This window comes from Cypionkella psychrotolerans (assembly GCF_001294535.1).
GTDB lineage: Bacteria > Pseudomonadota > Alphaproteobacteria > Rhodobacterales > Rhodobacteraceae > Cypionkella > Cypionkella psychrotolerans.
In genome coordinates, this window is sequence record NZ_LGIC01000073.1 from 1 (window position 1) to 24,676 (window position 24,676).

The 24,676-nt window shown below is 59.0% G+C and carries 22 protein-coding genes and 2 pseudogenes; 12 read left to right on the forward strand and 12 right to left on the reverse strand.

The window, feature by feature from the left end; translation table 11 throughout:
• The 3 genes and pseudogenes from AKV04_RS16600 to AKV04_RS27900 form a co-directional block, all read left to right on the forward strand.
• A pseudogene (locus AKV04_RS16600) lies at positions 1 to 468 on the forward strand (integrase core domain-containing protein); the annotation flags it as partial.
• A gap of 10 nt (positions 469 to 478) precedes the next feature.
• Positions 479 to 1,267: a phenylalanine 4-monooxygenase gene (locus AKV04_RS16605; protein WP_054007541.1), complete on the forward strand. Its 789-nt coding sequence runs from the start codon at positions 479 to 481 to the stop codon at positions 1,265 to 1,267.
• Between the two features lie 81 nt (positions 1,268 to 1,348).
• Positions 1,349 to 1,546, forward strand: coding sequence for a 4a-hydroxytetrahydrobiopterin dehydratase (locus tag AKV04_RS27900; RefSeq protein ID WP_407638463.1), 198 nt, complete (start codon positions 1,349 to 1,351; stop codon positions 1,544 to 1,546).
• A 101-nt stretch (positions 1,547 to 1,647) separates the two neighbouring features.
• Here AKV04_RS27900 and AKV04_RS16615 read toward each other — a convergent pair whose 3' ends face one another.
• Positions 1,648 to 2,301, reverse strand: a complete 654-nt coding sequence (locus AKV04_RS16615) for a TetR/AcrR family transcriptional regulator (protein ID WP_054007543.1) — start codon at positions 2,299 to 2,301, stop codon at positions 1,648 to 1,650.
• Between the two features lie 150 nt (positions 2,302 to 2,451).
• Between AKV04_RS16615 and AKV04_RS16620 the strand changes: the two are divergent.
• A pseudogene (locus tag AKV04_RS16620) lies at positions 2,452 to 3,996 on the forward strand (trimethylamine methyltransferase family protein).
• 90 nt (positions 3,997 to 4,086) lie between these two features.
• On the opposite strand, the gene AKV04_RS16625 reads toward AKV04_RS16620, so the two are convergent.
• The 6 genes from AKV04_RS16625 to AKV04_RS16650 form a co-directional block, all read right to left on the reverse strand.
• A complete protein-coding gene (locus tag AKV04_RS16625) occupies positions 4,087 to 5,946 on the reverse strand; it encodes an ABC transporter ATP-binding protein (RefSeq protein ID WP_235815678.1) in 1,860 nt (619 codons plus the stop codon).
• Between the two features lie 111 nt (positions 5,947 to 6,057).
• Positions 6,058 to 7,149 carry a DmpA family aminopeptidase gene (locus AKV04_RS16630; protein WP_054007544.1) on the reverse strand — a complete coding sequence of 364 codons (1,092 nt, stop codon included), beginning with the start codon at positions 7,147 to 7,149 and terminating at the stop codon, positions 6,058 to 6,060.
• A gap of 1 nt (position 7,150) precedes the next feature.
• Positions 7,151 to 7,987 (reverse strand): ABC transporter permease, encoded by an 837-nt coding sequence (locus tag AKV04_RS16635; RefSeq protein WP_054007545.1) that lies wholly within the window; start codon positions 7,985 to 7,987, stop codon positions 7,151 to 7,153.
• Positions 7,980 to 8,867: an ABC transporter permease gene (locus tag AKV04_RS16640; RefSeq protein WP_054007546.1), complete on the reverse strand. Its 888-nt coding sequence runs from the start codon at positions 8,865 to 8,867 to the stop codon at positions 7,980 to 7,982. Before AKV04_RS16640 ends, AKV04_RS16635 begins: the two co-directional genes overlap by 8 nt.
• On the reverse strand, positions 8,867 to 9,934 hold the full coding sequence (locus AKV04_RS16645; protein ID WP_054007547.1) for an ABC transporter ATP-binding protein: 1,068 nt from the start codon (positions 9,932 to 9,934) through the stop codon (positions 8,867 to 8,869). The genes AKV04_RS16640 and AKV04_RS16645 overlap by 1 nt, the downstream gene beginning before the upstream one ends.
• A gap of 63 nt (positions 9,935 to 9,997) precedes the next feature.
• Positions 9,998 to 11,017, reverse strand: a complete 1,020-nt coding sequence (locus AKV04_RS16650) for a polyamine ABC transporter substrate-binding protein (protein WP_156317611.1) — start codon at positions 11,015 to 11,017, stop codon at positions 9,998 to 10,000.
• A 123-nt stretch (positions 11,018 to 11,140) separates the two neighbouring features.
• Here AKV04_RS16650 and AKV04_RS16655 point away from each other — a divergent pair, with 123 nt between their 5' ends.
• Positions 11,141 to 12,007 carry a MurR/RpiR family transcriptional regulator gene (locus AKV04_RS16655; RefSeq protein WP_054007549.1) on the forward strand — a complete coding sequence of 289 codons (867 nt, stop codon included), beginning with the start codon at positions 11,141 to 11,143 and terminating at the stop codon, positions 12,005 to 12,007.
• A 12-nt stretch (positions 12,008 to 12,019) separates the two neighbouring features.
• Here AKV04_RS16655 and AKV04_RS16660 read toward each other — a convergent pair whose 3' ends face one another.
• From AKV04_RS16660 to AKV04_RS16680, 5 genes are all read right to left on the reverse strand, one after another.
• Complete coding sequence (locus AKV04_RS16660) at positions 12,020 to 14,011, reverse strand: sigma-54-dependent Fis family transcriptional regulator (RefSeq protein ID WP_054007550.1); 1,992 nt, start codon at positions 14,009 to 14,011, stop codon at positions 12,020 to 12,022.
• A 95-nt stretch (positions 14,012 to 14,106) separates the two neighbouring features.
• Positions 14,107 to 14,673: a hypothetical protein gene (locus AKV04_RS16665; RefSeq protein ID WP_202905643.1), complete on the reverse strand. Its 567-nt coding sequence runs from the start codon at positions 14,671 to 14,673 to the stop codon at positions 14,107 to 14,109.
• A gap of 48 nt (positions 14,674 to 14,721) precedes the next feature.
• Positions 14,722 to 14,928 carry a hypothetical protein gene (locus AKV04_RS16670; RefSeq protein ID WP_054007552.1) on the reverse strand — a complete coding sequence of 69 codons (207 nt, stop codon included), beginning with the start codon at positions 14,926 to 14,928 and terminating at the stop codon, positions 14,722 to 14,724.
• Between the two features lie 23 nt (positions 14,929 to 14,951).
• A complete protein-coding gene (locus AKV04_RS16675; protein ID WP_054007553.1) occupies positions 14,952 to 16,058 on the reverse strand; it encodes a WD40 repeat domain-containing protein in 1,107 nt (368 codons plus the stop codon).
• Positions 16,059 to 16,072: 14 nt separating this feature from the next.
• Positions 16,073 to 16,471, reverse strand: a complete 399-nt coding sequence (locus AKV04_RS16680) for a hypothetical protein (RefSeq protein ID WP_054007554.1) — start codon at positions 16,469 to 16,471, stop codon at positions 16,073 to 16,075.
• A 294-nt stretch (positions 16,472 to 16,765) separates the two neighbouring features.
• Here AKV04_RS16680 and AKV04_RS16685 point away from each other — a divergent pair, with 294 nt between their 5' ends.
• The 7 genes from AKV04_RS16685 (at position 16,766) to groEL (ending at position 24,670) form a co-directional block, all read left to right on the forward strand.
• Positions 16,766 to 18,433, forward strand: a complete 1,668-nt coding sequence (locus tag AKV04_RS16685; RefSeq protein ID WP_054007555.1) for an aromatic/alkene/methane monooxygenase hydroxylase/oxygenase subunit alpha — start codon at positions 16,766 to 16,768, stop codon at positions 18,431 to 18,433.
• A 100-nt stretch (positions 18,434 to 18,533) separates the two neighbouring features.
• Positions 18,534 to 19,598 (forward strand): NADH:ubiquinone reductase (Na(+)-transporting) subunit F, encoded by a 1,065-nt coding sequence (locus tag AKV04_RS16690; RefSeq protein ID WP_054007556.1) that lies wholly within the window; start codon positions 18,534 to 18,536, stop codon positions 19,596 to 19,598.
• Between the two features lie 37 nt (positions 19,599 to 19,635).
• Positions 19,636 to 20,694, forward strand: a complete 1,059-nt coding sequence (locus AKV04_RS16695) for an aromatic/alkene monooxygenase hydroxylase subunit beta (RefSeq protein ID WP_054007557.1) — start codon at positions 19,636 to 19,638, stop codon at positions 20,692 to 20,694.
• An 11-nt stretch (positions 20,695 to 20,705) separates the two neighbouring features.
• Positions 20,706 to 21,074 carry an MmoB/DmpM family protein gene (locus AKV04_RS16700; RefSeq protein WP_054007558.1) on the forward strand — a complete coding sequence of 123 codons (369 nt, stop codon included), beginning with the start codon at positions 20,706 to 20,708 and terminating at the stop codon, positions 21,072 to 21,074.
• A 60-nt stretch (positions 21,075 to 21,134) separates the two neighbouring features.
• Entirely contained in the window at positions 21,135 to 22,160 is a 1,026-nt protein-coding gene (locus tag AKV04_RS16705; protein ID WP_054007559.1) for an amidohydrolase family protein, read from the forward strand.
• Positions 22,161 to 22,165: 5 nt separating this feature from the next.
• Positions 22,166 to 22,987 carry an iron-sulfur cluster assembly protein gene (locus AKV04_RS16710; protein WP_082351706.1) on the forward strand — a complete coding sequence of 274 codons (822 nt, stop codon included), beginning with the start codon at positions 22,166 to 22,168 and terminating at the stop codon, positions 22,985 to 22,987.
• 51 nt (positions 22,988 to 23,038) lie between these two features.
• Positions 23,039 to 24,670: a chaperonin GroEL gene (gene groEL / locus AKV04_RS16715; RefSeq protein WP_054007561.1), complete on the forward strand. Its 1,632-nt coding sequence runs from the start codon at positions 23,039 to 23,041 to the stop codon at positions 24,668 to 24,670.
• The last annotated feature ends 6 nt before the right edge of the window (positions 24,671 to 24,676 follow it).

Sequence of the window (24,676 nt, forward strand, 5' to 3'; positions counted from 1 at the left end):
CTATCAGGTTCATACCATTCTCACCGATCGAGCCATTGGAAGCGCCACGGGTTCAAGCCCAATGGCGAGGGGCATCCGGTTCGCCGAGCGGCCACGGAACCGCAATACCATCTATTCCCGGCCAATGCGCTTCGACATGATCTGCGAGGCCAACGGGATTGAACACAGGCTGACGAAACCCAACCACCCATGGACGAACGGCCAAGTCGAGCGAATGCTTCTCGGTGTTTGACGGCAAACAGCTGTCAGCCAACCGAACCGCACGATCAAGGACGCGACGATCAAGCGCTTCCACTACGACAGCTACGCACGCACCTTGCCGACTTCCTGGCAGCCTACAACTTCGCCCGACGGCACAAGACGCTGAACGGCCTCACGCCCTACGCATACATCTGCAAAATCTGGACATCAGAGCCAGATCGATTCATCCTAAACCCGATCCACCGGATGCCGGGACTGAATACTTAGGGGGGAAGCCATGCCAAAATCCACCGATTACGCGGCAAAACTGCCGGATAGTAGCGGGCACATTGCCTATGACGCCGCCGAAGACAGCGTCTGGCACGATCTGATGGCGCGGCAGATGCCGTCGGTGCAGCAGCGGATGGCCAGCCCCTACCTTAACGGTCTGGCACAGTTGCGCTTGCCGACCGACCGCGTCGCGCAATGCGCCGAGGTCACAGAAGCTCTGCGCGCGACCACCGGCTGGCGGGTTGAACCGGTGCCAGCCCTAATTGTCTTCTGGCGGTTTTTCGCACTTCTGGCGGATCGCTGTTTTCCGGCGGCGTCGTTCATCCGGCGGCGCGAGCATTTCGATTACATCGAAGAACCCGACATCTTCCACGAAATTTTCGGCCATGCGCCGCTGCTGACCGATGCGCGTTTTGCTGGCTTCAGCCATGCCATCGGGCAAGCCGGGATGCGGGCGGAAAAGGTCGATTACGCCTGGCTGATTCGGCTTTACTGGTTCACCATCGAATTTGGTCTGACGCGGGAAAAGGGCGTGCTGAAGGGGTTGGGCTCGGGCTTGGCTTCCTCCATCGCCGAGTTGCAATGGGCGACCTCGGGCCAGCCAGAATTGCGGCCGTTCGATGTGATCGACATTCTGCGCACACCCTACCGGATCGACATTCTGCAACCGGTCTATTTCGTGATCGAGGATCTGGACGATCTGTTCGCGGCAGCCCAGCGTGACCTGCTGGCGGATGTGGCCACGGCGCGCGCGTTGGGGCTGCATGCGCCCAAATATCCACCGAAGGCGGTTTGAATGACCCTGTGCGATCTGACGCAGCGCGACTGCGCGCCCTGTCAAGGCGCAGGTGCAATACTGCCTGATCCAGCGGCAATGATGCTGGGCCTACATCCCGACTGGCAGCTGGACGGCAGCCGCCTTTTGCGCCGTTTTACTTTCAAGGGTTTTGCCAAAGCGGTGCAGATGGCCAATCTCGCGGCTTGGCTGGGCGAGAAGATGGGGCATCACCTGGATGTGGGTTTCGGGCGGGGCTGCCTTCACCAGCCACGAACTGGGTGGCTTAACCGAGAATGATTTCATCTGTGCCGCCCGCTTGTATGCCATAACGGCCTGACCAAATCGGGGCCAAGACCGCAACCCGAACACGCAAACCCCAAGGCCGCAATCAGTAGCGATCACCCCTTGCCGCTTGCCGTCAGAGCAATCCCTTTAAACCGGGCGAGTTCGTTTTCGCTCGGTTCTTGCCCACAAAACGCCAGCAGATAGGCGCGGGTCCGTGAAAACCGCACGTCCAAGTCTTCGCAAATATCCAGCGTATACTGCCCGATCTGGGTGAAATACAAAACCCGCGCCCGCACCAGCGCATCGGTCTCGGCAAAACCATGGCGCAGAAACATGCCGGTCAGCGCATCAAGCCGCTGCTGATCCGCGCCGGAAACCACCTCCAGCACTTCAGGCGCGCGCCGGGCCCAGAGCCGAACCGCAACGTCCAGATGCGGGTCAAACAGGTCTTCGTTCACCCAGCATTCGAACACATTCAGGATCGCCTCGCAGATCGTACGTGCCGGGCGCAAAGCCCGCTGGAGGATCGGCCCGGTATTTTTCTCAAGCCACTGCTCCAGCATCTGGTCATGCAGATCCTGTGGGCTTTTGAAGAACCAGTAGAAGCTAGAGCGCGAAACGTTCAACTGCTTGGCCATGATCTGAATTTTGACCCGGTCGATTCCGTCTCGGATCAAGGTCTGCAACGCCAATTTCAGCCAATCCTCACGCGTGGAGCGGCCCGGTGCCATGGCATCGGATTTAGCCTGTGCAGCTATGACGACCATTTCAACTCTCTTGCTGTTTTGGCCAGAACCATAACGATGAAAATGGCGATGCTACAAGCTAAGAAGGCATCCGCGCCGCCAGATCAAATAATATTATGTACATGTATGTCCACATACCGCAAGATCACAACAAGCTTTTGCGGAGGGCCGATGGAAAAGCAAACTGGCGGTCGGCAGGGCAGGGTGCGGGCGCGCCGCCCTGCCGTTCAGACGAGCACATCAAACCCAGCCTACGTGCGGCTGACGCATCCGCTCGCCCCACAGGCGACCTTTCCGGATGATCAGATCGCTGCCATGCACGAAGGTGCTCTGCGCATCTTGGAAGAGCTGGGGATGCGCGTTCTGCTTACTGAGGCGCGCGATATCCTGCGGCGCGGCGGGGCACTGGTGGATGAAGACAGCCAAATGGCGCGCATCGGTTGCGACATGGTCGGCTCTGCCTTGGCAATGGCACCCAAATCCATGCGCCTACGCGCTGCCAATCCGGCGCGCGAGCAGGACTACCGCCCTGGTTCCATATTGTTCATGGCGGGCGCGGGCTGCCCGAACGCCTTTGACCGTGAGCGTGGTCGCAGACCCGGCAATCTGCAGGGCTATCTGGAAACCCTGCGCCTGCAGCAATACTTTGATGTGATCCACATGCACGGCCCCTCGGTCGAGCCGCAGGATGTGCCGATCCATCTGCGCCACTACGCGATGATGAAGGGCCAGTTGGAAAACTGCGACAAGCCGCTGTTTGTCTATGCGCGCGGTCGTCAGCAGGTTGAAGAAAGCTTCGAGATGATCCGCCTTGCGCGCGGCTTGGACGCGGCGGGTTTTGAGGACGGCGTCTGGGCGACAACCGTGATCAACTCTAACTCACCGCGTCAGTTGGATATTCCGATGTAACGCGGCATTATTGACTTCGCCCGCGCTGGGAAAATGTCGATCATCACGCCGTTCTGTCTGGCGGGCGCGATGGCGCCGATCACGGTTTCCGGCGCGTTGATGCTGCAACATGCCGAGGCAATGGCGGGGATCACCCTGTCCCAGATGACGCGGGCTGGCGCGCCGGTGTCTTATGGCGGCTTCCTGTCGAACGTCGATATGAAGTCCGGCTCGCCCGCTTTTGGCACGCCCGAACATATCCGCGCCTGCATGGGCTCGGGCCAGTTGGCGCGGTATATCGGCCTGCCGTGGCGCTCGGCCACCGGGGCTGCTTCGAACACAGCAGATGCGCAAGGGGCGTCCGAGACGATCATGGCGCTTTGGGGCGCGCTATTGGGCAATGCGATGGTGACGGTCGATGCGGCAGGTTGGCTCGAAGGCGGGCTGACGCTGGGCTACGAGAAATTCATCCTCGACATTGAATCGCTGCAGACGATCGCCGAACTTGCCCAGCCCGCCCCTGCAGATGCGGCGGCTTTGGGCTTTGACGCGATTGCCGAGGTGCAGCCGGGGGGCCATTTCTTCTCGGTCGCGCATACGATGGAGCGCTATCAGACCGCGTTCTACCGCCCGTTGGTGGCGGATTTGTCAAACCACGGCGCTTGGACCGAAGCCGGGGCGCTGACGGCTGATCAGCGGGCAACAGCGATCTGGAAGCAACGGCTTGCCGATTTTACCCCGCCCGAAGCCTGTGACGGTGTAGCAGATCTGCTTGACCGCTTCGTGCGATCCCGCAGCGAATCCGGTGGTGCGCCACCGGAAGACTGATGGCTTTGCGGTGCATCGCAGGGATGGTCAGTGAGATTTTGTGTACATATCTGTCTATACAGTCAGTTATGTACACAAAATACAGATTCCTCAGCGATAACCTGCGGCTTGCAACTCAAACAGTTCCGCATAGCGGCCCGATTGCGCCAACAATTCCGCATGGGTGCCCGAGGATTCGACCCGGCCATCAGCCAGCACCAAAATCCGGTCGGCCATGCGCACCGAACTGAAGCGATGCGAGATCAGGATGGCGGTTTTCCCCGCACTCAGCTCTTTGAACCGCTGGAACACTTCAAACTCTGACCGTGCGTCTAAGGCAGCGGTCGGCTCATCCAAAATCAACACCTCGGCCCCCCGCATATAGGCCCGCGCGATGGCCAGCTTTTGCCATTCACCCCCCGAAAGCTCAACCCCATTGCGAAAGCGTTTGCCGATCATCTGATCATATTGCTTTGGCAGACCGTCGATCACCTGATCAGCCAGACTGCGGCGGGCGGCGTCCACAATACGCGGGCGGTTGTCGCGTTCTTCAATCCGACCCACCGCGATATTGTCGGCAGCGCTGAGGTTGTAGCGCATGAAATCCTGAAAAATCACCCCCATCGCCCCGCGCAAACCGTCCAGATCATATTGGCGCAGGTCTTGACCATCCAGCGTGATGCGCCCCTCATCGGGGTCATACAGCCGCGCCAACAGCTTCACGAGGGTGGTTTTGCCCGCACCGTTTTCCCCCACCAATGCCAAAGTCTCACCCGCGTGCAGGGTGAAATTTAATCCCCGCACCGCCCAGCGTTCTGCTCCCGGATAACGGAATCCGACATTCTCAAACACGAAGCCTTGGCGGATCGGATTGGGGAAGGCCAAGGCATCGGGGGCGGAGAGAATTTCGGGTTGAACCTCGAAAAAGCTGAACAGATCGTCAAGATAGAGCGCCTGCGCGGCGGTGGAGGAAAACGAGGTCAGCAGACCTTCCAGCAGCCCGCGCAGTCGCAGGAATGAACCCGACAGAAACGTCAGATCACCCAGCGATAACTGCCCCGCCAAAGTACTCGCGATGATCCACGCATAGGCGGCGTAATAGCCCAGCGTGCCAAGCGCCGTCAGCACCCCGCCCCATATCGCGCGCTGTTGGGCAATCTTGCGGCTGGCGGTGTAGAAGCTTTCCGACAATTCGCGGTAACGGTCGGTCAGAAACCCGTTCAGCCCGAAGATCTTGACTTCTTTAGCAGATTCCACGCTCGCAGCGGTTTGGCGGACATAGTCGAGTTCACGCCGCTCGGGTGTGCGACCAAAATCCAGCGAATAGGTTTGCGCGTTGAAATGCGCCTCGCCGATGAAAGCCGGGATCAGCGCCAAGGCCAGCAGCAGGATCAGCCATGGATTGAAAATCACCAAGCCAGCGGCAAAGGTCGCCACGGTGACTAGGTTCTGCATCTGGGTAAACAGCAGGCCCATCAGCGTCATCCGCCCGCTGGCCTGCCTGCGCGCGCGTTCCAGCTTGTCCTGAAACTCGGCATCCTCGAAATCTTCAAGATCGAGCGTGGCGGCATGTTCCATCAGCCGGATCGAAGATGACATCGTCAAACGATCCGACAGCAATGTGTCGACCAATCCAACCACCCGGCCCAACACATCCGACAGGATCGCTAGGGCAAATTCGGCCAGAACATAGGCGATCAACAGCCCCAAAGCGTCGCTGTTCCACCAGCCCCACAGATCAGCCGGGCGGTTTGGCAGCGCCGACAGCCGCACCACCTCGTCGATGATGAGCTTGCCGATCCACAAAGCCGCCACCGGAAGCACGGCGCGGATCAGGCGCAGCACCATTGATATCAGCATCAGTGCACGGCTGGCTTGCCACACCAGCATCAGGAACGGCCAGAGGTTGCGCAGCGCGGAAAACCGCGCGCGGAAAGAGGCGGGGGCAGGTGGCAGACGTGCGGAACTCACCAAACTTGGGTCTCCTTCGCCCCAAAGCCAGTTTGGCAGAAGGCGCGGGCGGGGAAAAGTGCGAACCGCGTGATGGATCATCACAGGTTGTTGGTTGCCCCAGCGCCGCAGTCAGGCCGGATGGAAAATCGCGCGTAAGCGATCAGGGTCAATCGCGCGGCAAACATGCGCCGGCGGCTTGAAGGTCGCCACATCTTCCCCCGCAACCATCGCGTTGACGATGGCTTCTTCGACCGCCTCAACCGACGCCAGATACAGCGGGTCGATGTGCTCGCCGTTCAACTCTTGTTTGCTCAGCACGGCGGGCGCAAATTGCGGCACTGGGCCTGCGTTGGCGGTCGAAAACGCCATGAAAATATCACCTGAATTGTTGCCCCCCGGCGTGCCGCCCCGCCCGATGCCAATGGCCGCGCGTTTGGCCACCTGCCGCAGCGACAGCCCTGACAAAGGCGCGTCTGTGGCGATGACCACAATGATCGAGCCCATTTCAGTCGCGTGAAGTGAATCCTCAGGCATCAACTGGCCCACCGGGCGGCCCAGAATGGTCAGCCATGGCCGGATGCCGTGGTTGGCTTGCACCAAGGCGGCGACGGTGTAGCTTTGCCCGCCGATCTCGATCCTCCGCGACGATGTTCCGGTGCCGCCCTTGAACTCGTAACAGATCATGCCGTTGCCGCCGCCTGTGGACCCCTCGGCCACGGGCCCGGTGCTGGCGGCGTTCAGCGCGGCCACGGCATGTTCCGGCTGCACATGCAGCGCGTTGATGTCGTTCAGAACACCATCATAGGTCTCGGCCACCACCGGCATCGCCCAAGCGTGATGGTTCTGGAAATAGTCCGCATAGGTGTCGATCATCCAACGTGTCGCCCCGCTATGCACCGCCCCCACGCCATGGGTGTTGGTGATGCAGATCGGGCCGACGAAATAGCCCGCATCATGGATCCAATGCGTGCCGGTCATCTCACCATTGCCGTTCAGGGAATATTGCCCCGCCCAGACCGGCATCGGCACATTGCCCGGACGCGGCAGAATGGCGGTGACACCGGTACGCATGTTGCGATCAGGGTCGGTCAGGGTGCAAAACCCCACCGCGACGCCCGGCACATCAGTGATCGCATTCAGCGGACCGGGGATGCCGGGAAACGGCAAGCCAAGATCGCGGGCCCGCGGTTTTTGGGCCAGTTTTACGTTCGTGTCTTTCATCTCATTCTGTCTTTCTGGCGCGCAGCCATAATCCCAAAGCCGCGATCACGATGGAAGCCGCGATCATCATGGTTGCAATGGCGTTAATCTCTGGCTTCACCCCCCGGCGCACCATGCCGAAAATGAACACCGGAAGCGTCGTATTGTCGGTGCCTGCGACGAAATAGGTGATCACCAGATCATCCATCGAGATCACGAAGGCCAGTAGCGCCCCACCCAAGATCCCCGGTGCCAGTTGCGGCAGCAGAACCTTGTGCAATGTCACCCATTCCGACGCCCCCAGATCGGCGGAAGCCTCCTCCAGTGCCGGATCAAGCCCCGCGATGCGCGCCTGCACGATGATGAAGACGTAAGAGATCAGGAAGGTGCAATGCCCGATGATGATGGTCAGCATCGACAGGTTCATCCCGATGGTGACAAAGAAAATCAAAAGGCCAATGCCCAGCACAATATCGGGCATCATCATCGGCAACATCAGAAAGCCGTTGTAAAACCCTTTCGCCGCAAAGCGATACCGCGCCAAAGCGATGGCGGTCGCCGTGCCGATCAAAGTGGAAATCGTTGTGGTGACGACAGCCACCGTCAGCGAGGTGCGCAAAGCCCGCAGCATCTGGTCGGTGCTTTCGATATAGGCGGCGCGGTTGTTGGCGTCCGCCGCGCGACTGCCAAGGCCAAGCAAGCCGCGATACCAATCAAAGGTAAAATGCTCCCAGATCATCATATTGACTGGGTTGGAGTTGAACGAATAGCCGATGATCACCAGCAATGGCGCGTAGATGAACAGGAAAAACACCAGCGAGAACAAAGTCAGCGCGGCCCAGCCAATCGGATTACGCATTCTGACCGCCTTTGCGCTTGGCTGCAGCCGTGGAGCCCAGCAGCACCGCCAGTACCACCGCCATCACGATCATCGACAGCGCCGAGCCAAACGGCCAGTTGCGCGCCGACAAGAACTGTTGCTCAACGAGATTGCCGATCATCAGCCCCTTTGCGCCGCCCAGCACATCCGGCACGATGAAGTTGCCGACCGAGGGGATAAACACGATCACCGCGCCGCCCAAGATACCGGGCAAGGTCTGCGGCAGCACCACTTTCAGGAAGGTCTGCAACCGCGTCGCGCCAAGGTCCATCGATGCCTCAATCAGTGCGCGGTCCAGATTGTCCACCGCCGAATACAGCGGCAGAAACATGAACGGCACCATGACATAGACCATCCCCAGCACCACAGCGGCGGGGGTGTAGAGAATTTCCAATGGTTCAGAAATTGCCCCGACGCCGATCAGCACCGTGTTCAGAATGCCCGAGGGTTTCAGGATCAACAGCCACGCATAAAGCCGCACGATCAGGCTAGAGAAGAACGGCAGCGTGATCAGAAACAGAAACAACATCCGCCAGCGGTTTGGCAGGCGGCTGACCCAGAACGCCACCGGATAGCACAGCAGCAGACACAGCAAGACCGTCAGCGCGGCAAAGCCAAGGCTGCGCGCTAGGATTTGCAGATAGATCGGCTCGTAAACCTCGATGATGTCATCGGCCCAGCCAAAGATCCGGCCATAGTTCCAGTGGTAAAATGCCCATTCCACCCCGCCGTAAAGCCCGGGCGTCAGGAACGAAAACAGCGCGATGATCAGCAAGGGCAGCAGGAAGAACACGCCCAGAAACAAAGTCACCGGGGTCAAAAGCGTTGCCAGCACAAGGGTTTGTCGGCGGATCGCCATTATGCCGCCTCCAGCACATGCGACGCTGCGGGATCATAGGCCAGATGCACCTTTGTGCCCTCTTTTGGGGCCAAGGCACTATCCCGGGCGGTGACGCGGATTTCCGGGCCACCGACGGCGGGCTGCACGAACAGATGCAGGTCAGCGCCCAGATAAACCGCCTTTGTTACGGTCGCGGCGATGCCTTGATCTGCCAAAGTGAAATCCGCCGGACGCAGCACGGCCACGGCTTTGTCTCCGGCTTTGGCCGTTCCTGCTGGTAGCAGCAACTCCAACCCCTCAACTGTGCGGGCCAAAGCTTGCCCCGACTCAATCCGGTCAATAGTCAGTGCAAAAAGATTTGTCTCGCCGATGAACTCAGCGACAAAGCGGTTTTTCGGATGGCGGTAAATCTGGCGCGGGGTGCCGATCTGCTCGATCAGGCCCGCCCGCATCACCACAATGCGATCCGACATGGTCAGGGCTTCTTCCTGATCATGGGTGACGAAGATAAACGCGATGCCAAGGGTGTTTTGCAGGGTTTTCAACTCGATCTGCATCTGCTGGCGCAGATTGCGGTCCAGTGCCGACAGCGGCTCGTCCAACAGCAACAGCCGAGGCTTACCAATGATCGCCCGCGCCAAGGCCACGCGCTGACGTTGCCCGCCGGACAGTTGCGACGGTTTGCGCGTACCCATTCCGGTCAGCCCGACCTTTTCCAACGCCTCGGCCACCGCTCGCTCGCGGCTTGCACGATCTTCACCGCGCACTTCCAAAGCATAGCCCACGTTGCGCGCCACAGACATATGGCTGAACAACGCATAGCTTTGAAACACCGTATTCACCGGGCGACGGAACGGCGGCAGCGTCGAAAGATCAGCCCCATCCAGCAAGATCGCGCCGCCATCAAGGGTCTCAAACCCCGAAATTGACCGCAGCAAGGTGGTCTTGCCGCACCCCGAAGGCCCCAGCAGCGTGACAAATTCATGCGCGCCGATGTCGAGATCAATCCCATCAAGTGCTGCAAACCTCCCGCCTTCAGGTGTGACGAATTCGCGCCGCGCTTTGCGGATTTCAAGAAGTGCCATGCCAGATATCCCGGTGAGCAAAGGCGGCCCACAAAGGGCCACCCGATCATTGCCAAGCTTTGTTTACTGCGCGGTGCGGATCGTGTTCCACGCGCGATCATACAGCTTCAACGCCGCTCCAATATCCTCAAAGATATGCAGTCGCGTGAGCGTCTCTGGCCCGACAGTGATATTCGGGTTGTTCTTGATCTCAGCCGGGATCAGCTCGCGGGCTTGCACGTTGGCGGTGCCATTATACTGCTGCGCCACATTCAGCGCCGCGATTTCCGGGCGCAGGTAGAACTCCATGAACTTTTTGGCGTTTTCCTTATCCGGGGCCGAGGCCAGCACGCAGATGTTTTCTTGATACATCGTCGCCCCTTCCGAGGGGATCATGTATTTGATCTCGGGCATTTGAATGAAAAACACGTTGCCGCCGACGAAGAAATGCGCCGCCGCAATATCGCCCGAGGTCATCATCGCCATGCTGTCATAAGAAAACGCCGAGACGCTGGCCTTATGCGCCAGAATGTAATCCGTTGCCAGTTTGATATCCGCCGGATCAGCCGAGTTCACCGATTTGCCATTGGCGATCAGCCCAATCGCCAGCACTTCACGCATGTCGTCCAGCAAGGTGATCTTGCCGCCGGTCTTTTCCGGCACCGCAAAGAAATCTGCCCAAGAGGTGAGCGGCCCGGTGATTTTCTCGTTGTAAAACACCCCCACCGTGCCCCAGGCATAGGGCAGGCAATAGCTGCTGGTCGGGTCTTCTTTCGAACGCAAATTGGCTGGGTCGATGTTCTTGAAATCTGGGGACAGGTTGATGTCGGTTTTTTCGAGCAGGCCCAGCTTCAACATGATGTCATTCATATGCACCGAGGGGAACACGATGTCATAACCCGTGGCGCCAGCCTGAATTTTCGCCAGCATTTCCTCGTTCGAGGAATAGGTGTCCAACGTCACCTTGATGCCGGTTTCTGCGGTGAATTTCGTCAAAATTTCGGGGTTGATGTAATCGCCCCAGTTATACAGGGCCAGTGTTTCCTCGGCCTGCGCCGCACCTGCCATCAGGGCCAGTGCAACGGCCACTCCTAAAGCCTTCATGGTGATCTCCCGGTTGGTGCCCTTGCCTCACCGCATTGGCAAAATCTGTTGGTAGCGGCGAGTCGAGCATGTTATGGTTATGACAGAATGATACCATAACAAATAATTGATGTAAACTCTGTCATGAATAATCGAACCGAAACTCCCGAAGATTCGCCCCTTGCCGCGCGTTTGCGCAGTCTTTCCGGTGCCCTGACCAAATCGGAGGCAGTCATTGTGCAATGGCTTATTCTGAACGAGGCCACCTTGGGGCTGGAGACCGGTGCTTCAATCGCCGCCAAAACCGGCGTCAGTGAAATCACCGTCAGCCGATTCCTGAAGCGCGCCGGGTTCAAGGGCCTGCAAGGCCTGAAGGAAGACCTACAGGCGGCGCTGGTGCATACCCATATCTCACCGAGTGAGCGCTATTTCCGCCTGTTGGATGGCGAGATAGGCGCGATCCTGAAACGCGATGCCGATGCGGTGCTGGCGCTGGCGCATGAGGTCGACAAGCCAACATGGCCCTTGGCCATCGACGCCATCGCAGAGGCGGATGAGGTTTTTGTTATCGGATTCCAAACCATTCGCGGTATTGCTGAAGACTTCACCCGCAGGCTCTCCATCGTGCGCGGCTCGGTGCGGTTCCTGTCACCGCATGACGGTGGGCTGGTGGAATGGATCCCGTCCTTCCGCCGCGCGCAGGAAAAACGCTGCTTGGTGCTGGTCGATATGGCCCCCTATGCGCGCGAAGCGCTGCCGATCATCCAGACGGCGTGTAAGCTGGGCATGACAGTGGTGGTGGTGACGGATGAGCTGAACACATGGGCTGCCCGCGAAACCCCCTTCGTCTTCCACGTCACCACCAAAGTCGATGCGTTTCTGGAAAGCACCGGGTCGATGACCACGCTGATGAACGTCATCATCCACGCCGTCGCCGGGAAATTCCCCGACAAGGCGCGCAAACGCATCAAGGATTGGCCGCCGATCATGCGGGATTTGGGGCTATATTGACCGAACCAAAACCTATGGCGTTCTGATCCCATAGGCCTCGATTTTGCGATACAGCGTCGGTCGCGAAATCCCCAGCGCCAGCGCTGCCTTGCTGAGATTGCCGTGGTGACGCTTCAGGGCGTCTTCAATCAGCCTGACTTCGGCCTGTTTCAGTGAAGCATCGCGCGCAAGGGTTGGCTCTTGCGTCGCAAACACCTCGGTCAATCCGGTCTTGGCCACGGCGGGCGCGGTGATTTCGCTGGGCAGATCGGCGAGCGTCACCGTGCGCGATTTCGCCAGACTGTGCAGCCCCAGCATCACATTGCGCAGCTCTCGCACATTGCCGGGCCAGACATGCGCCATCAACGCACCCTGCACCTCGGGGCTGAAGATCAGCCGATCCCGTCCGGTCTCGATACAGATCTTGCGGATGTAATGCTCGGCGATCAGCAAGACGTCCTCGCCGCGCGCGTGCAGCGGCGGGATTGTCAGCACCAAGGTGCTCAGCCGGTAGAACAGATCGCGGCGGAACCGCCCGGCTTCGACCTCATCGCGCATGGCGCGGTTGGTCAGCGACAGCACGTGCAAAGCTTCGGCGGGCGGATGCGGGCCATTCAGGCGCGTGCTTTGTTCCTCAAGGATGCGCAGCAGGTATAGCTGCGTCTCAGCCGACGTTTCGCCGATCTCGTCCAAGCAAAGCGGTTCGGTGCGCCCCGCCTCCAGCGGTTGCAGCAGCGCATCGCCAAACATTTTCGGGTTCATTGCCCCACAGTTGACAGTTCGGAAGCAATCGCCACTTTCGGGCGACATCCGCGCGTGGATCAGGCGGGCAAACAACTCTTTGCCAACCCCGGTCTGGCCCTCAATCAATGTCGGCTGATTGGCCGAAGCGATGCGCTGGGCGGTGTCCAAAGCCTCAAGGATAGCCTCGCTCTTGCCGACGATCTTCAACCCTGTCGTGCCGATTAGCACGCCCGGGAGCGCCGTAGCAGAGGGTCGGATGACGGTTGCAGCCTGCGGCACTTTTGGTCTTTGCCGAAGCGCGAGTGCCGCCCCCTTGATCATCCCGTCGATCTCGATCAGCCGGATGTCATCGCAGCAATGTGTGCTGGGCAAAGCGGCGGCGATTTTTGCTTCGGAAATGCCATCGGGCAATTCCAGAAAATGCGCGCCCAGCCCCAGATCCTGATCCGGTCGCCCGACATTGACGCCGCTGTTGCGGCTGAAGATCAGCCTGCCGAAACGGTCGATGATCGCAAAGCCGTCCGAATTGTCCATCGCTCGACCGGGCAGGCTGCCCATCGTCGCCTCCATCAGCCGAATGTTCATCAGCGATTGCTCTTGCTGTAGCACCAGTTCGATGTCGCGGGCGGCGGTGGCGGCGAAGGCGGCGTTGTGCTTTTGGAAAATTCGGGTCAACCCGGACAGATTGACCACACCGATGATGCTGTGATCAATCGGATCGCGGATCGGGGCGGCCGCACAGCTCCACGCCTTCATGCCCTCGCAGAAATGTTCCTCGCCATGGACATATACTGGCTGCCCCGTCCACAGCGCGGTGCCGATCCCGTTCGTGCCCGAGGCATGTTCGCTCCACAACCCGCCGACCGATAGGTTGATCTTGCAGGCTTTGCGCAGGGTGGAACTGTCGCCGACCGTCTCGAGGATGACACCGTCGCGGTCGGTCAGCAGCAGCATCGCCTCGGCCCCCGACAGCAGATCGCCGATCCGCATCATTGAGGTCCGCGCCGCCCGGCGCAACTCGGCCTGATCATGGCTCGATTTTGTCGCCATCCCGCGTTCAAAGGAGGGCGCCGCAAATTGCTCTGGCTTGATGCCCGTGCTGGTGGACCGCACCCAAGATTGATAGATCAACGAGCGCACTCCGGCCATCGGCAGGCTGGGCGCGTTGCGGTTTGACAGAAATTTGTTCCAAGCCCGCGAGGTTTCTCGTGGGTCTACATCGGTGAAATCAATATCTGGACGTGCGGCTTTAGGCCCGCTGCGCTGGTCAGATGTCATCATTTAAGTCTCCTCCCGTAGACTTAAGCTTCGGCGCAGGGCAATCTTATGGTGATCTGCTCCTGCTTCGCCCGAAGTTCGTATCGGCATCAATAAAGCTACGCGATGTCAAGTCGCGCTTTGATGTCGTCGGCAAGCTGGTCTTCCGTATAGGCGCGGTTGATCACCCGTTGCGCAAGATCTGCGATTTTTTCAACAATTTCAGGCTCTAGCGGGCTGATGAACCCATTCGCCGCCGTTGCGATGAAAAAGCATTTCTCGCCGTTCAAGCGTTTGATTTCACCCAGGAAAGCCAGTTGTACACCGGTGTTGCTATCCGCAAGCACCACCCGCCCGTTCAGGCTGACGCGCACATAAGGCACCGCTTCATCGGGTCTGCGCGGCGCGGCCTGATCGACAATGATCAACCCCTGCGCCTGAGGAGGCGGTGCCGCCTTGCGGGCCTTGTCCTGCGAATACTTGCCGCCGCTGAGGGTATCGGCCAGCTTTTCGATGGTGCCCCAGTTGCGCTGAAGATATTCCTTGGCGCGCTTGTCTTCCGGTCTTGTCGCGCTAAGTCTAGAATGGATATCCAATCGACTCACTCCTTGGTGTGCGATGGGTGTCATTTTGTCGCAGGCTAACACAGCCTGCGGGTTTTCGTGCATTGCATCGAAACCGGGCAAAAAAACCCAATCTGCTGTAACGAAGCGTTACACGCGGCTGTCCGCTGGTTAGTTTGGTCGCTGTTCGCCGCCCGGCTCGGCCTTGGTTTGGATTTTCGCGCCCAAACGGCCCTCACTGATCCAGCGGGCGGCCAGCACAAACGCGCCGGTGGCGAAGTCGCGGCCATGGGCTGCGATCATTTCCTCGCCAATCAGGGCGATGCGTTGAAAGAACGCGTCTTTGCTTTTTTCTTCTGTGGTGAGTTCTGCGGTCATCGGAGTGCTTTCTGTGAACAGGGTCAGGATTTGAACATGGCGTCGGGGAATTCGACCAAAGCAGCAGAGCCGTCGGTTCCGGCAAGGGCGAGGAAGCGGCCGTCCTGCGACCAGACCATTGCACTGATCCCCGCACCGGTATCCTCGCGCAGCAAAATTTCGGATGGCTGGCCGATCTCGGCAAGGCTCAGCAGCCCATTGGCATAGCCGACCGCCACCAGATTGCGGTTGGGGCAAGTGGCCACCGCATTGACGACCACGAGGCCCGCCTTGCCCGTCACCACATCGCGCCCATCCTCCAGCGCCCATGCGGCGACGCGGAACGCGCCCGAGGCAACCACGGTCTTGGTATTTTGCCCAAAGCCAGTGCTGCGCACGGCAGCGGGGAAGTTGCTGCGGTGAAGGGCATGGTTGCGGGCGGTGTCGATCAGATAAAACCCGTCCGCCGCCGCCCGGCACACCATCCAAGTGCCATCCGGGTGCCACTGCAAGTCGGTGGCGGGTTCGGCAAGCACGGTTTCAATCGGAGGGCTGTTAAGATCCTTAAGGGGCAGTCGCCAAACGGCGTTTCCCTGCGCCACGGCCAGCGTCAGCCCATCGGGCGAAAACGCCACGGCGCTGATCATATCCGGCAGCGCAATCATCTGCGGGTCGGTGGTTTCGGCACTGGCAACATAAAGCTCAGTACCGCTGGCATAGGCCAAGGTCTTGCCATCCACTGACGCCGCCAACACCCCAATCGCCGCCTGCGCGCGCGGTGGGATGTGATAGGCGATCCCTCCCGCCGACAGCGCGTTGATCCGCCCACTGGTCTTGGCAAAGGCGAAACCCTGCGCGCCAAACGCCACCACTTCCGAACTGCGCCCCTCCGTAAACTCCGCCACTTTCAGCGGCAGAAAGGGCTTCTCGCGCGCCGCAATCGTCAGCCGCCCGGTGTCAATCGCCCGTCGCGTGCGCAGGGTGGGTGAGGCTTTATCAGCAGTGGCCGCCAGATGCACCGAGCCATCCGCACAGGCGAAAGCGACGGCGGAAATATCGGCGTTAAAGCTGATCTGCTCCACGGGCGAGGCCAGCTGCCAATCACGGGCAATCAGGTCAAAAAGCTGCAAATGGGCGCGTTCGTCTTTCATGGTGGTTCCCCCGTTTATGATTGGCACAGCGCGGAAATATCGGCACTGATCCGGGCCAGTAACGTTTCCAGCTTCTCAGCTTCCTGCTCGGTTTCGGCCAAGGCCTGCTGGGCAGAACTCTGCTCCAGATAGAGTTGATCCAGTGCGGCCTGCGCGGCGGCCTGATCGACATATTCGATCAGGTCATGTTCAGCACACATCACTTCAATCTCTTTGCCCGCTACCCGCTGACGCTTGCTCAACAGCTTGCAGTTCTCTTGGCACAGCAAACCCACGACCGCGACCCGCAGCTTTTGCAACTCAGCCATCTTGTCAGAAATCTGTTCTAAATCAGACATATGCCTGCTCCGCACCAAAACCGGATCACCCGATTTTTCCTCCGCAGTCCACAGCATATCTACCGCCGCCAACATTGCGACAAATTATGAATCCGTAACCATTCATTACAATTCGTAGCCGTTCGTTACAAAAAATTATCTGTTTGGCCGCAGTGGATTTTGGCCCCTACATTGCCTCATCGAAGAAAAAGAACAGCCGCCGCGACAACTCAAGGTGGCTCAAAGAACGAAGGAAGGGAGGCCTGCGTTGCGAATGAAATTCACACCCCGTGAAACTGATCCGACGTCTTGGATGGCTGCGAAACGCAGTTCTCTGACCTTTGCCGACGGTCCTGCCCACAGCAACTCGAACCAAAAAGGTGAGCAACAATGTCGACTCTGACACTCAACAAAATTACCGCGCAAAAGGGCATTTCGGTGGCCGATGCGACCCGCAAATGCGCCGATCTGGGGTGGAATCCTTCCTACGTTCAGGAAGCGATGACCTACCCCAGCGACTACAAGATCACCAAAGCCCCCCGCGATCCGATGAAGCAGGTGCTGCGGTCCTACTTCTCGATGCAGGAAGAAAAGGACAACCGGGTCTACGGTGCCTTAGATGCCGCTTTGCGTGGCGATATGTTCCGCAACGTCGAACCCCGCTGGGTCGAATGGATGAAGCTGTTCCTCGCCATCATCCCGTTCCCGGAAATCAGCGCTGCCCGCTCGATGGCGATGGTCAGCCGTCTCGCACCGGGAGAAGACCTGCGCACCGGCTTCACCATGCAGATGGTCGATGAATTCCGCCACTCCACGATTCAGATGAACCTGAAAAAGTGGTATATGGAGAATTATATCGACCCTGCGGGCTTCGATATCACCGAAGAAGCGTTCGGAAAGTGCTATGCCACCACCATCGGGCGGCAGTTCGGCGAGGGCTTCATCACCGGCGATGCGATGACCTCGGCCTGTATGTATCTGACGGTTGTGGCCGAAACCGCGTTCACCAACACGCTGTTCGTGGCCATGCCGTCCGAAGCTGCCCGCAATGGCGACTATGCACTGCCCACGGTGTTCCTCTCGGTGCAGTCCGACGAATCCCGTCACATCGGCAACGGCCACTCGCTGATGATGGCCGCGCTGAAAGAGCCGGAGAACCATCTGCTGATCGAACGCGACATGAAATATGCCTTCTGGCAGAACCATGCTATCGTCGATGCGGCCATCGGCACCTTCATCGAATACGGCACCACCGACCGCGACAAGAACAAGGAAAGCTATGCCGAGATGTGGCATCGCTGGGTCTACGAAGATTACTACCGCACCTACATGCTTCCGATGGAAAAATACGGCATCAAAATCCACCATGATGACGTGACCCTGGCGTGGGAGCGGATCACCAAGAAGAACTACGTCCACAAGGTCGGGCAGTTCTTTGCAGTCGGTTGGCCGGTCAACTTTTGGCGGATCGAGGCGCAGACCGAGAAAGACTTCGAATGGTTCGAACACAAGTATCCCGGCTGGTATGCTGAATTCGGCGATTTCTGGAAATGGTATGCCAAGCTGTCGAAGCCCGGCCAAAAGGTCATCACCTTCAACGAGGAAGTCGGTTACGTCTATCCGCATCGTTGCTGGTCTTGCTTGGTTCCCTGCCTGATCCGCGAAGATATGGTGGTGGATACCATCGACGGCCAACTGCACACGTTTGCGCATGAGATCGACCGCTGGACGGCGGTTGAGGCTTTCGCTGACGAATACCAAGGCCGTCCGACCCCCGCGATGGGCCGGTTCTCGGGCAAGCGCGAATGGGAAACGCTGTATGATGGCGTCGATCTGGCCGATGCGATTGTCGATCTGAACTTCGTGCGTTCGGATGGCAAAACCCTGATCCCGCAACCGCACCTGCGCTTTGACGACAAAGACATGTGGACGCTGGATCATGTGCGCGGCCACACACTCGGCTCGCCACTGAACGCCCTGCGCGGCATGGATGAGGCAACCCGCAAGGCGCATCTCGCCGACTATGCCAAGGGTTTCACGATCAACCCCTGCAACTAACCCCCTGAACATGGGCCGGATATTCCGGCCCATACACCCCACGCCGCTGCCCGCTTTGGGCAGGGGATTGAAACCTGCACTCTGCAAAAGGCCGCATCAGATGTCAGAAACCTTCACCGTTCGATTGGAACCCGTCGGGGTCGAATTCGAAGTGGCCTCCGGCGAGACCGTGCTGGATGCCGCCTTCCGTCAGGGCATTTCGCTGCCGCATGGCTGCAAAGAGGGCCAATGTTCGGCCTGCAAATGCAACCTAGTCGAAGGCGAGGTCGAACTGCTGAAATACTCCACTTTCGCTTTGTCGGATGGCGAGCGCGAACAGGGCGGCATCTTGCTGTGTCGTTCCCTCGCACAAGACGATCTGACCATCGAGCTGCTGAATTTCGACGAAGAACTGCTGTCGAAATCCATCGCGGTCAAAGACTTCAAGGGGAAGATCACGGCCAAATCCAACCTGACGCATGACATCCGGGCCATCGAAATTGATATCGAAACGCCGATCAAATTTTGGGCCGGGCAATATGTCGACATCACCGTCAGAACCAAAGATGGGGAGGAGATTACGCGCTCGTTCTCCATGGCAAATACGCCGGACCAAACCCAAAAACTCCGGTTTATCATCAAAAAATACCCCGACGGAAAGTTCAGCAATGAACTCGACGCAGGCGGTATCGAAGTCGGCGCCGCCGTCAACGTCCGTGGACCCTACGGCACCTGTTTCCGCCGCGAAGGACGCCAAGGGCCCATAGTGCTGGTCGCCGCAGGCTCGGGCATGTCGCCGATCTGGTCGATCCTGCATGACCATATCGCCAGCGGTGAAAGCCGCCCGGTGCATTTCTTCTACGGCGCACGCACCCAGACTGATCTGTTCTATCTGCCGCAGATCGCGGCGATCACTGCCGCCCACCCGGAAATCAGCTTCACGCCGGTTCTGTCGCATGCCAGCGACGATCCCGATTGGCACGGCGCACAGGGCTTTGTGCATCAGGTGGTTGGCAGCGAGTTGAAGCGCTTGGGTATCGAAGATGGCGATGCCTATGCCTGCGGCCCACCGCCGATGATCGACGCGCTCAGCCCGGTTCTGTTCATGCTCGATTTCGACCCCGAGCGCACCTTCTACGACAAGTTCACCCCGTCCACCGCACCCGCGCCCATCAAAGCGCATTGATACCAAAGGGTTAAAACCCACCACAAGGGAGAGAGACATGGTTGCCACATCAAGCTCGGTTGGCTCAGGCGCCGCAGGAGCCGCGATTTTCGCCGACAGCGAAAGCCGCCGTTACCGCTACTTTGAACCCCGCGCCAAGCGCGCCACCCATTACGAAGATGTGACGGTGGACGTGCAGCCCGACCCGGAGCGTTACCTGATCCAGGATTGGATCATCTCGTTTCCCGATGGTCGCGGGGCTTATGAGAAAAACAGCACCAAGGCGCAAAGCAGTAACTGGCACGCTTTCCGCGCCCCCGATCAGGAATGGGAGCGCACGCATTACCAGCGCCAGTCGCGCATTGAGGTGATGGTGCAGGCGGTGATCGCCAATGGTCGCAAATCCGGCGCGCAGCTGGCGTTTGATGCCGCTTGGGGCAAGACCTTGCAGAAGCATCTGGGCGCTTGGAAACACGCTGAATTTGGCTTGGGCTGTGCGCTGATGCAGGCACAGCGCGGCGGCTACACCCAGATGATCAATAACGCGACGCTCACCAATTCGTCGTACAAACTGCGGTTGTCGCAGGACATCACGCTGTATCTGGCCGAGATCGGTATGGATATTGCGGGGTGGGATGACGAGGCGGGCAAAACCGCTTGGTTGGAAGACCCGATGTGGCAAGGCACCCGCGAAGCCGTTGAAACCATCATGGGCACCGAAGATTATCTCGAACAGTATTTCGCGATCAATCTGGTGTTCGAGCCGCTGGTGGGCGAGCTGTTCCGCTCGGGCTTCCTGATGCAGTTTGGCGCCGCCAACAACGACTTCATGACCCCCTCGGTGATCGCGGCGGCAGAAGGCGACTATGAGCGCAATCTCGCCAATGCCATCGACCTGATCTGGCTACTGGCCAATGACGAAAAGTTCGGCGCGGCGAACCGCACGTTGTTCCAGTCTTGGGTCAAGAAGCACGGCGCGCTGGCCGACAAAGCCGCCCGCCAGTTGCAGCCGATCTGGTCGAAGCCGCATTCGAAGCCGATCAGCTTTGAAGAAGCGCGTGCTGTGTCCGAAGAACGTTTCGCCAAGATCCTCGGCGAAGTTTCCCTGTCCCGCTGAAAGGAAATCCTATGTCAACTGTTGCACGCGACAATTCGCACGACAACATCTTCAAGGCGATGAAGGACATCACCTTTGATAAAACCGTTTCGCATCAATGCGGTGTCACGATGTCGGATTCGGTCGAGGCCCGCGCCATCGCTGAATTCATGGATGCCAAGCCCGGGGTGACCGTCACCTATAACCCCGCGCTGATCCGCATTGATGGCTCGGGTAAGCTGATCTTCAAGATGGATGAGATCAGCGAATTTCTGGGCCGCGAGATGACCGCCGAGTTGTTCGAGGTGAATTCCTCGACCCACTACGGCCGCATGGTGCGCACCGACGACAACACGGTGATCCTGTTCGGCGATATGAACGAGATGCTCGAATACATCTGAAAATCCGGTGCGGGGGCAAACCCCGCGCCACCACCCAACCCATTCCCAAAGGCGACGAAGATGTATGTAACCCCCGAAGGCAAAGAGATTTTCGTGCTGGATGGCCACACCCATTTCTGGGATGGCAGCCCCGAAAACCAGAAGAACATCCACGGCAAGCAGTTCATCGACTGCTTTTACGCCTACCACACCGGCCTAAGCCCGAAGGAAGAGCTGTGGGACAAGAAGAAGTTTGAGAAATACTCTGCCGATGATCTGTACAACGACCTGTTCATCGACGGGCCGGACGATATGGCGATCCTGAATTCGACCTATCTTTCGGACTTTTACAAGGACGGCTTCAACAACATCGAACGCAATATGTCGGTGGCCAAGAAGTTCCCAAACCGCTTCATCGTCAACGGCGCGTTTGATCCGCGCGATGGCGAAAAAGCCTTGGAATACATCCACTTCATGAAAGAGACCTATGACATCAAGGGGGTGAAAATGTACACCGCCGAATGGAATGGGGCCTCCAAAGGCTGGCGGCTGAACGACCCCGATGCCTACAAATGCTTTGAGCTTTGCGAAAAGTTGGGCATCAAGAACATCCATGTCCACAAAGGCCCGACCATCCTGCCGCTGAACAAAGACGCCTTCGATGTGCATGATGTGGATTACGCCGCCACCGATTTCCAGGGCCTGAACTGGATCATCGAGCACTGCGGCCTGCCGCGTCTGGATGATTTCTGCTGGATCGCGACGCAGGAAACCAACGTCTTCGCAGGGCTTGCTGTGGCGCTGCCGTTCATCCACTCGCGCCCGCGTTACTTCGGTGAGATCATTGCGGAACTGTTGTTCTGGCTTGGGCCAGAGAAGATCCTGTTCGGCTCGGACTATGCTATCTGGACGCCGAAATGGCTGGTCGAAAAGCTGTGGGCCTTCCAGATCCCGGAAGACATCTCGGCAGAACGTGGCGGCGTGCAACTGACCGATGAGATCAAGGAAAAGATCCTCGGCCTCAATGCCGCCCGGCTTTACAACATCGACGTCGCCGCGCGCAAAGCCGAATTTGCCGCGCACCCGATGTCAATCGCAGCCGAGTGATGACCATGACCGCGCCCCTATCTTTCCCCTTGGACGATGCTCCGTTAAACCAAGCCCCATTGGAACAGGTATGGGCGCGGCTTGATCTGGTGATGGATCCCGAACTCGATGAACCCGTAACCGATATGGGCTTCATCGAGGCGGTGTCGATCACCAGCCCACCCGAACAGAACACCAGCACGGTGCATGTCAGCTTTCGTCTGCCGACATATTGGTGCTCGCCCAACTTCGCCTTCCTGATGGCCGAGGGCATCAAGCGCCAGATCGAAGTGCTGCCTTGGGTCAGCCAAGCCGTAGTGACGCTGCAAGACCACATGGCCGCCGAGGAAATGAACGCGGCGATCAATGCCGGAACCAGTTTCGGCTCGGTGTTTGCTGAACTCCACCCCGATGAAGACCTTGCCGCCCTGCGCGAGAAATTCGACATCAAGGCGTTTCAGCGTCGGCAAGAAGTGGTGATCAAAGCGATGATTGCCATGGGTTTCTTGCCTGCTGAAATTCTGACCATGCCGCGTGCCCTGGTGGAAATCGCCGAGTTTACCGACCCTGAGACTATCCGCCAAAAGGCCCGCTATCTGGCGATCCTCGACGAAAAACACCTCGCCCCCAGCCCGCGTGATCTGGCTTTCCCGACCTATCAGGGCGCAAAGATTGACGATTACGCCACCTATATGGGCCTGCTCCGCTCGGTCAGGATCAATATGGAATTCTCCGGCTCGCTGTGCCGGGGTCTGAAACGTAGCCGCTACCAAGAGGCCGATCTGTCGGGCGACATGCCCATTCTGGTCGATTTCACCACCCACAATCCAACGCACGCCTGCCGCTGACAGGCGATCCCAAAAACACTGCAAAATCCGGCTTTGGCCGAAGGAGGAACTATGCCCAAGATCATGATCCACGGTAACGACGCCCGCCGCGCGCTGGCGCATGGTGTGCAGAAACTGTCGGCAGCGGTTGAATCGACGCTGGGCCCGATGGGCATGAACGCGATGATTGATCGCCCGATGGGCACTCCGCTGATCAGCCGCGATGGCGTGTCGATTGCCTCGGAAATCGAACTGTTCGACCGCTTTGAAAACATGGGCGCGCAGGTGGTACGCGAAGTCTCGATGCAAACCAATGACGTGGCGGGCGATGGCACCACCACTTCAATCGTCCTAGCCAATGGCATGATTCAATCCGGCGTGGTGCTGATCGAAAAGGGCGCAAAGCCGGTTGATCTGTGCCGTGGCATCGCGATGGCGGTCGAGGCCACCGCCCATGCCCTCCGGGCTGCCGCCAAGCCGGTCAAAGATCACGCGGTGCTGTCGGCTGTCGCCAAAATCTCGGCATCCAGCACCGAACTGGGCGAACTCGTCGCCGAAGCCTTCCGCCGCGTTGGTGCGCAGGGGGTGATTTCCACCGATTACGGCACGGGCAACACCTCGACCCTGCAAGTGGTTGATGGCATGGCGTTTGATCGCGGCTATATCTCACATCACATGGTCACTGATCTTGATGCGATGCGCGCCGTGGTGCTGAACCCCTATATCGTGCTGACCGACATCAAGATGAAAACCGCCAGCCAGCTCGACGCCGCCAAGGCGATTGCCGCTGAAGATGGCCGCCCCTTGGTGATCATCTCGGAAGAAACCTCGCCCGAAGTGCTGCTGACACTCTTGGGCAAAGACGGCCCCGGCAAATTCCTCGTGGTGCATCCGCCAGAATTCGGCCACTGGCGCCGCAACATGATGGAGGATCTGGCGATCCTGACGGGCGGCAAGGTCCTCGCGCGCGATCTGGGCGACAGTCTGGAAAACATCACCCGGCTGGATATGGGTTCTGCGGAACGGGTGGAGGCCACCAATTCCGACACCATGATCATTCGCGGCAACGGTGATCTGCAATCCATCGCCGCCCGCCGCGCGCAAGTGCAGCGGCTATATGAAGTGGCCCCCCCGAACATCGACAAAGACAAGTTGCAAGAGCGCCTCGCCAAACTCTGCGGCGGCACCGCGACGATCTTCGCGGGCGGCGTCACCCCGGTTGAACAAAAGCGCACCATCCAACTGATCGAGGATTCGCTGAACGCCGTGCGCGCGGCCTCGGACGAAGGCGTGTTGGTTGGCGGTGGCGTGGCGCTGGCCCGTATCGCCCCCTCGCTCGCCGAACTGGCGCTGGCCGAGCAAGGCGATGTCCGTCGGGGCATCGAATTGGTGCAATCGGTGCTGACCCTGCCGCTTGCTCGTATCGCGTTCAACGCCGGGGCCGAACCGAATGACGTGGTGCGCAAGGTCTGCGCTTTGCATGGCGATCATGGCTTTAACGCCGCCACCGGCACCTATCAGGATCTGATGAAATCCGGCGTGATTGATCCGGTCCGCGTCACCTATTCGGCGCTGATGAACGCAGGCTCGGTGGCAACCCTGATCCTGACCACCGAAACCCTGATCGCCGATCTGGCCGAGGACGAAGACCCGACCGCAGGCGCTGCCTTGGGTGGCGGGGCCGAAAAGCTGGGCCGTAAGTGATTGGCT

Excerpts from the sequence above, each read along its gene's own strand:
- groEL (WP_054007561.1), top strand. The coding sequence starts at position 23,039 with ATGCCCAAGATCATGATCCACGGTAACGACGCCCGCCGCGCGCTGGCG.
- AKV04_RS16705 (WP_054007559.1), top strand. The coding sequence starts at position 21,135 with ATGTATGTAACCCCCGAAGGCAAAGAGATTTTCGTGCTGGATGGCCAC.
- AKV04_RS16685 (WP_054007555.1), top strand. The coding sequence starts at position 16,766 with ATGTCGACTCTGACACTCAACAAAATTACCGCGCAAAAGGGCATTTCG.
- AKV04_RS16695 (WP_054007557.1), top strand. The coding sequence starts at position 19,636 with ATGGTTGCCACATCAAGCTCGGTTGGCTCAGGCGCCGCAGGAGCCGCG.
- AKV04_RS16650 (WP_156317611.1), bottom strand. The coding sequence starts at position 11,017 with ATGAAGGCTTTAGGAGTGGCCGTTGCACTGGCCCTGATGGCAGGTGCG.
- AKV04_RS16605 (WP_054007541.1), top strand. The coding sequence starts at position 479 with ATGCCAAAATCCACCGATTACGCGGCAAAACTGCCGGATAGTAGCGGG.
- AKV04_RS16660 (WP_054007550.1), bottom strand. The coding sequence starts at position 14,011 with ATGATGACATCTGACCAGCGCAGCGGGCCTAAAGCCGCACGTCCAGAT.
- AKV04_RS16645 (WP_054007547.1), bottom strand. The coding sequence starts at position 9,934 with ATGGCACTTCTTGAAATCCGCAAAGCGCGGCGCGAATTCGTCACACCT.
- AKV04_RS16670 (WP_054007552.1), bottom strand. The coding sequence starts at position 14,928 with ATGACCGCAGAACTCACCACAGAAGAAAAAAGCAAAGACGCGTTCTTT.
- AKV04_RS16635 (WP_054007545.1), bottom strand. The coding sequence starts at position 7,987 with ATGCGTAATCCGATTGGCTGGGCCGCGCTGACTTTGTTCTCGCTGGTG.
- AKV04_RS16630 (WP_054007544.1), bottom strand. The coding sequence starts at position 7,149 with ATGAAAGACACGAACGTAAAACTGGCCCAAAAACCGCGGGCCCGCGAT.
- AKV04_RS16690 (WP_054007556.1), top strand. The coding sequence starts at position 18,534 with ATGTCAGAAACCTTCACCGTTCGATTGGAACCCGTCGGGGTCGAATTC.
- AKV04_RS27900 (WP_407638463.1), top strand. The coding sequence starts at position 1,349 with ATGCTGGGCCTACATCCCGACTGGCAGCTGGACGGCAGCCGCCTTTTG.
- AKV04_RS16700 (WP_054007558.1), top strand. The coding sequence starts at position 20,706 with ATGTCAACTGTTGCACGCGACAATTCGCACGACAACATCTTCAAGGCG.
- AKV04_RS16675 (WP_054007553.1), bottom strand. The coding sequence starts at position 16,058 with ATGAAAGACGAACGCGCCCATTTGCAGCTTTTTGACCTGATTGCCCGT.
- AKV04_RS16710 (WP_082351706.1), top strand. The coding sequence starts at position 22,166 with ATGACCGCGCCCCTATCTTTCCCCTTGGACGATGCTCCGTTAAACCAA.
- AKV04_RS16615 (WP_054007543.1), bottom strand. The coding sequence starts at position 2,301 with ATGGTCGTCATAGCTGCACAGGCTAAATCCGATGCCATGGCACCGGGC.
- AKV04_RS16680 (WP_054007554.1), bottom strand. The coding sequence starts at position 16,471 with ATGTTGGCGGCGGTAGATATGCTGTGGACTGCGGAGGAAAAATCGGGT.
- AKV04_RS16655 (WP_054007549.1), top strand. The coding sequence starts at position 11,141 with ATGAATAATCGAACCGAAACTCCCGAAGATTCGCCCCTTGCCGCGCGT.
- AKV04_RS16640 (WP_054007546.1), bottom strand. The coding sequence starts at position 8,867 with ATGGCGATCCGCCGACAAACCCTTGTGCTGGCAACGCTTTTGACCCCG.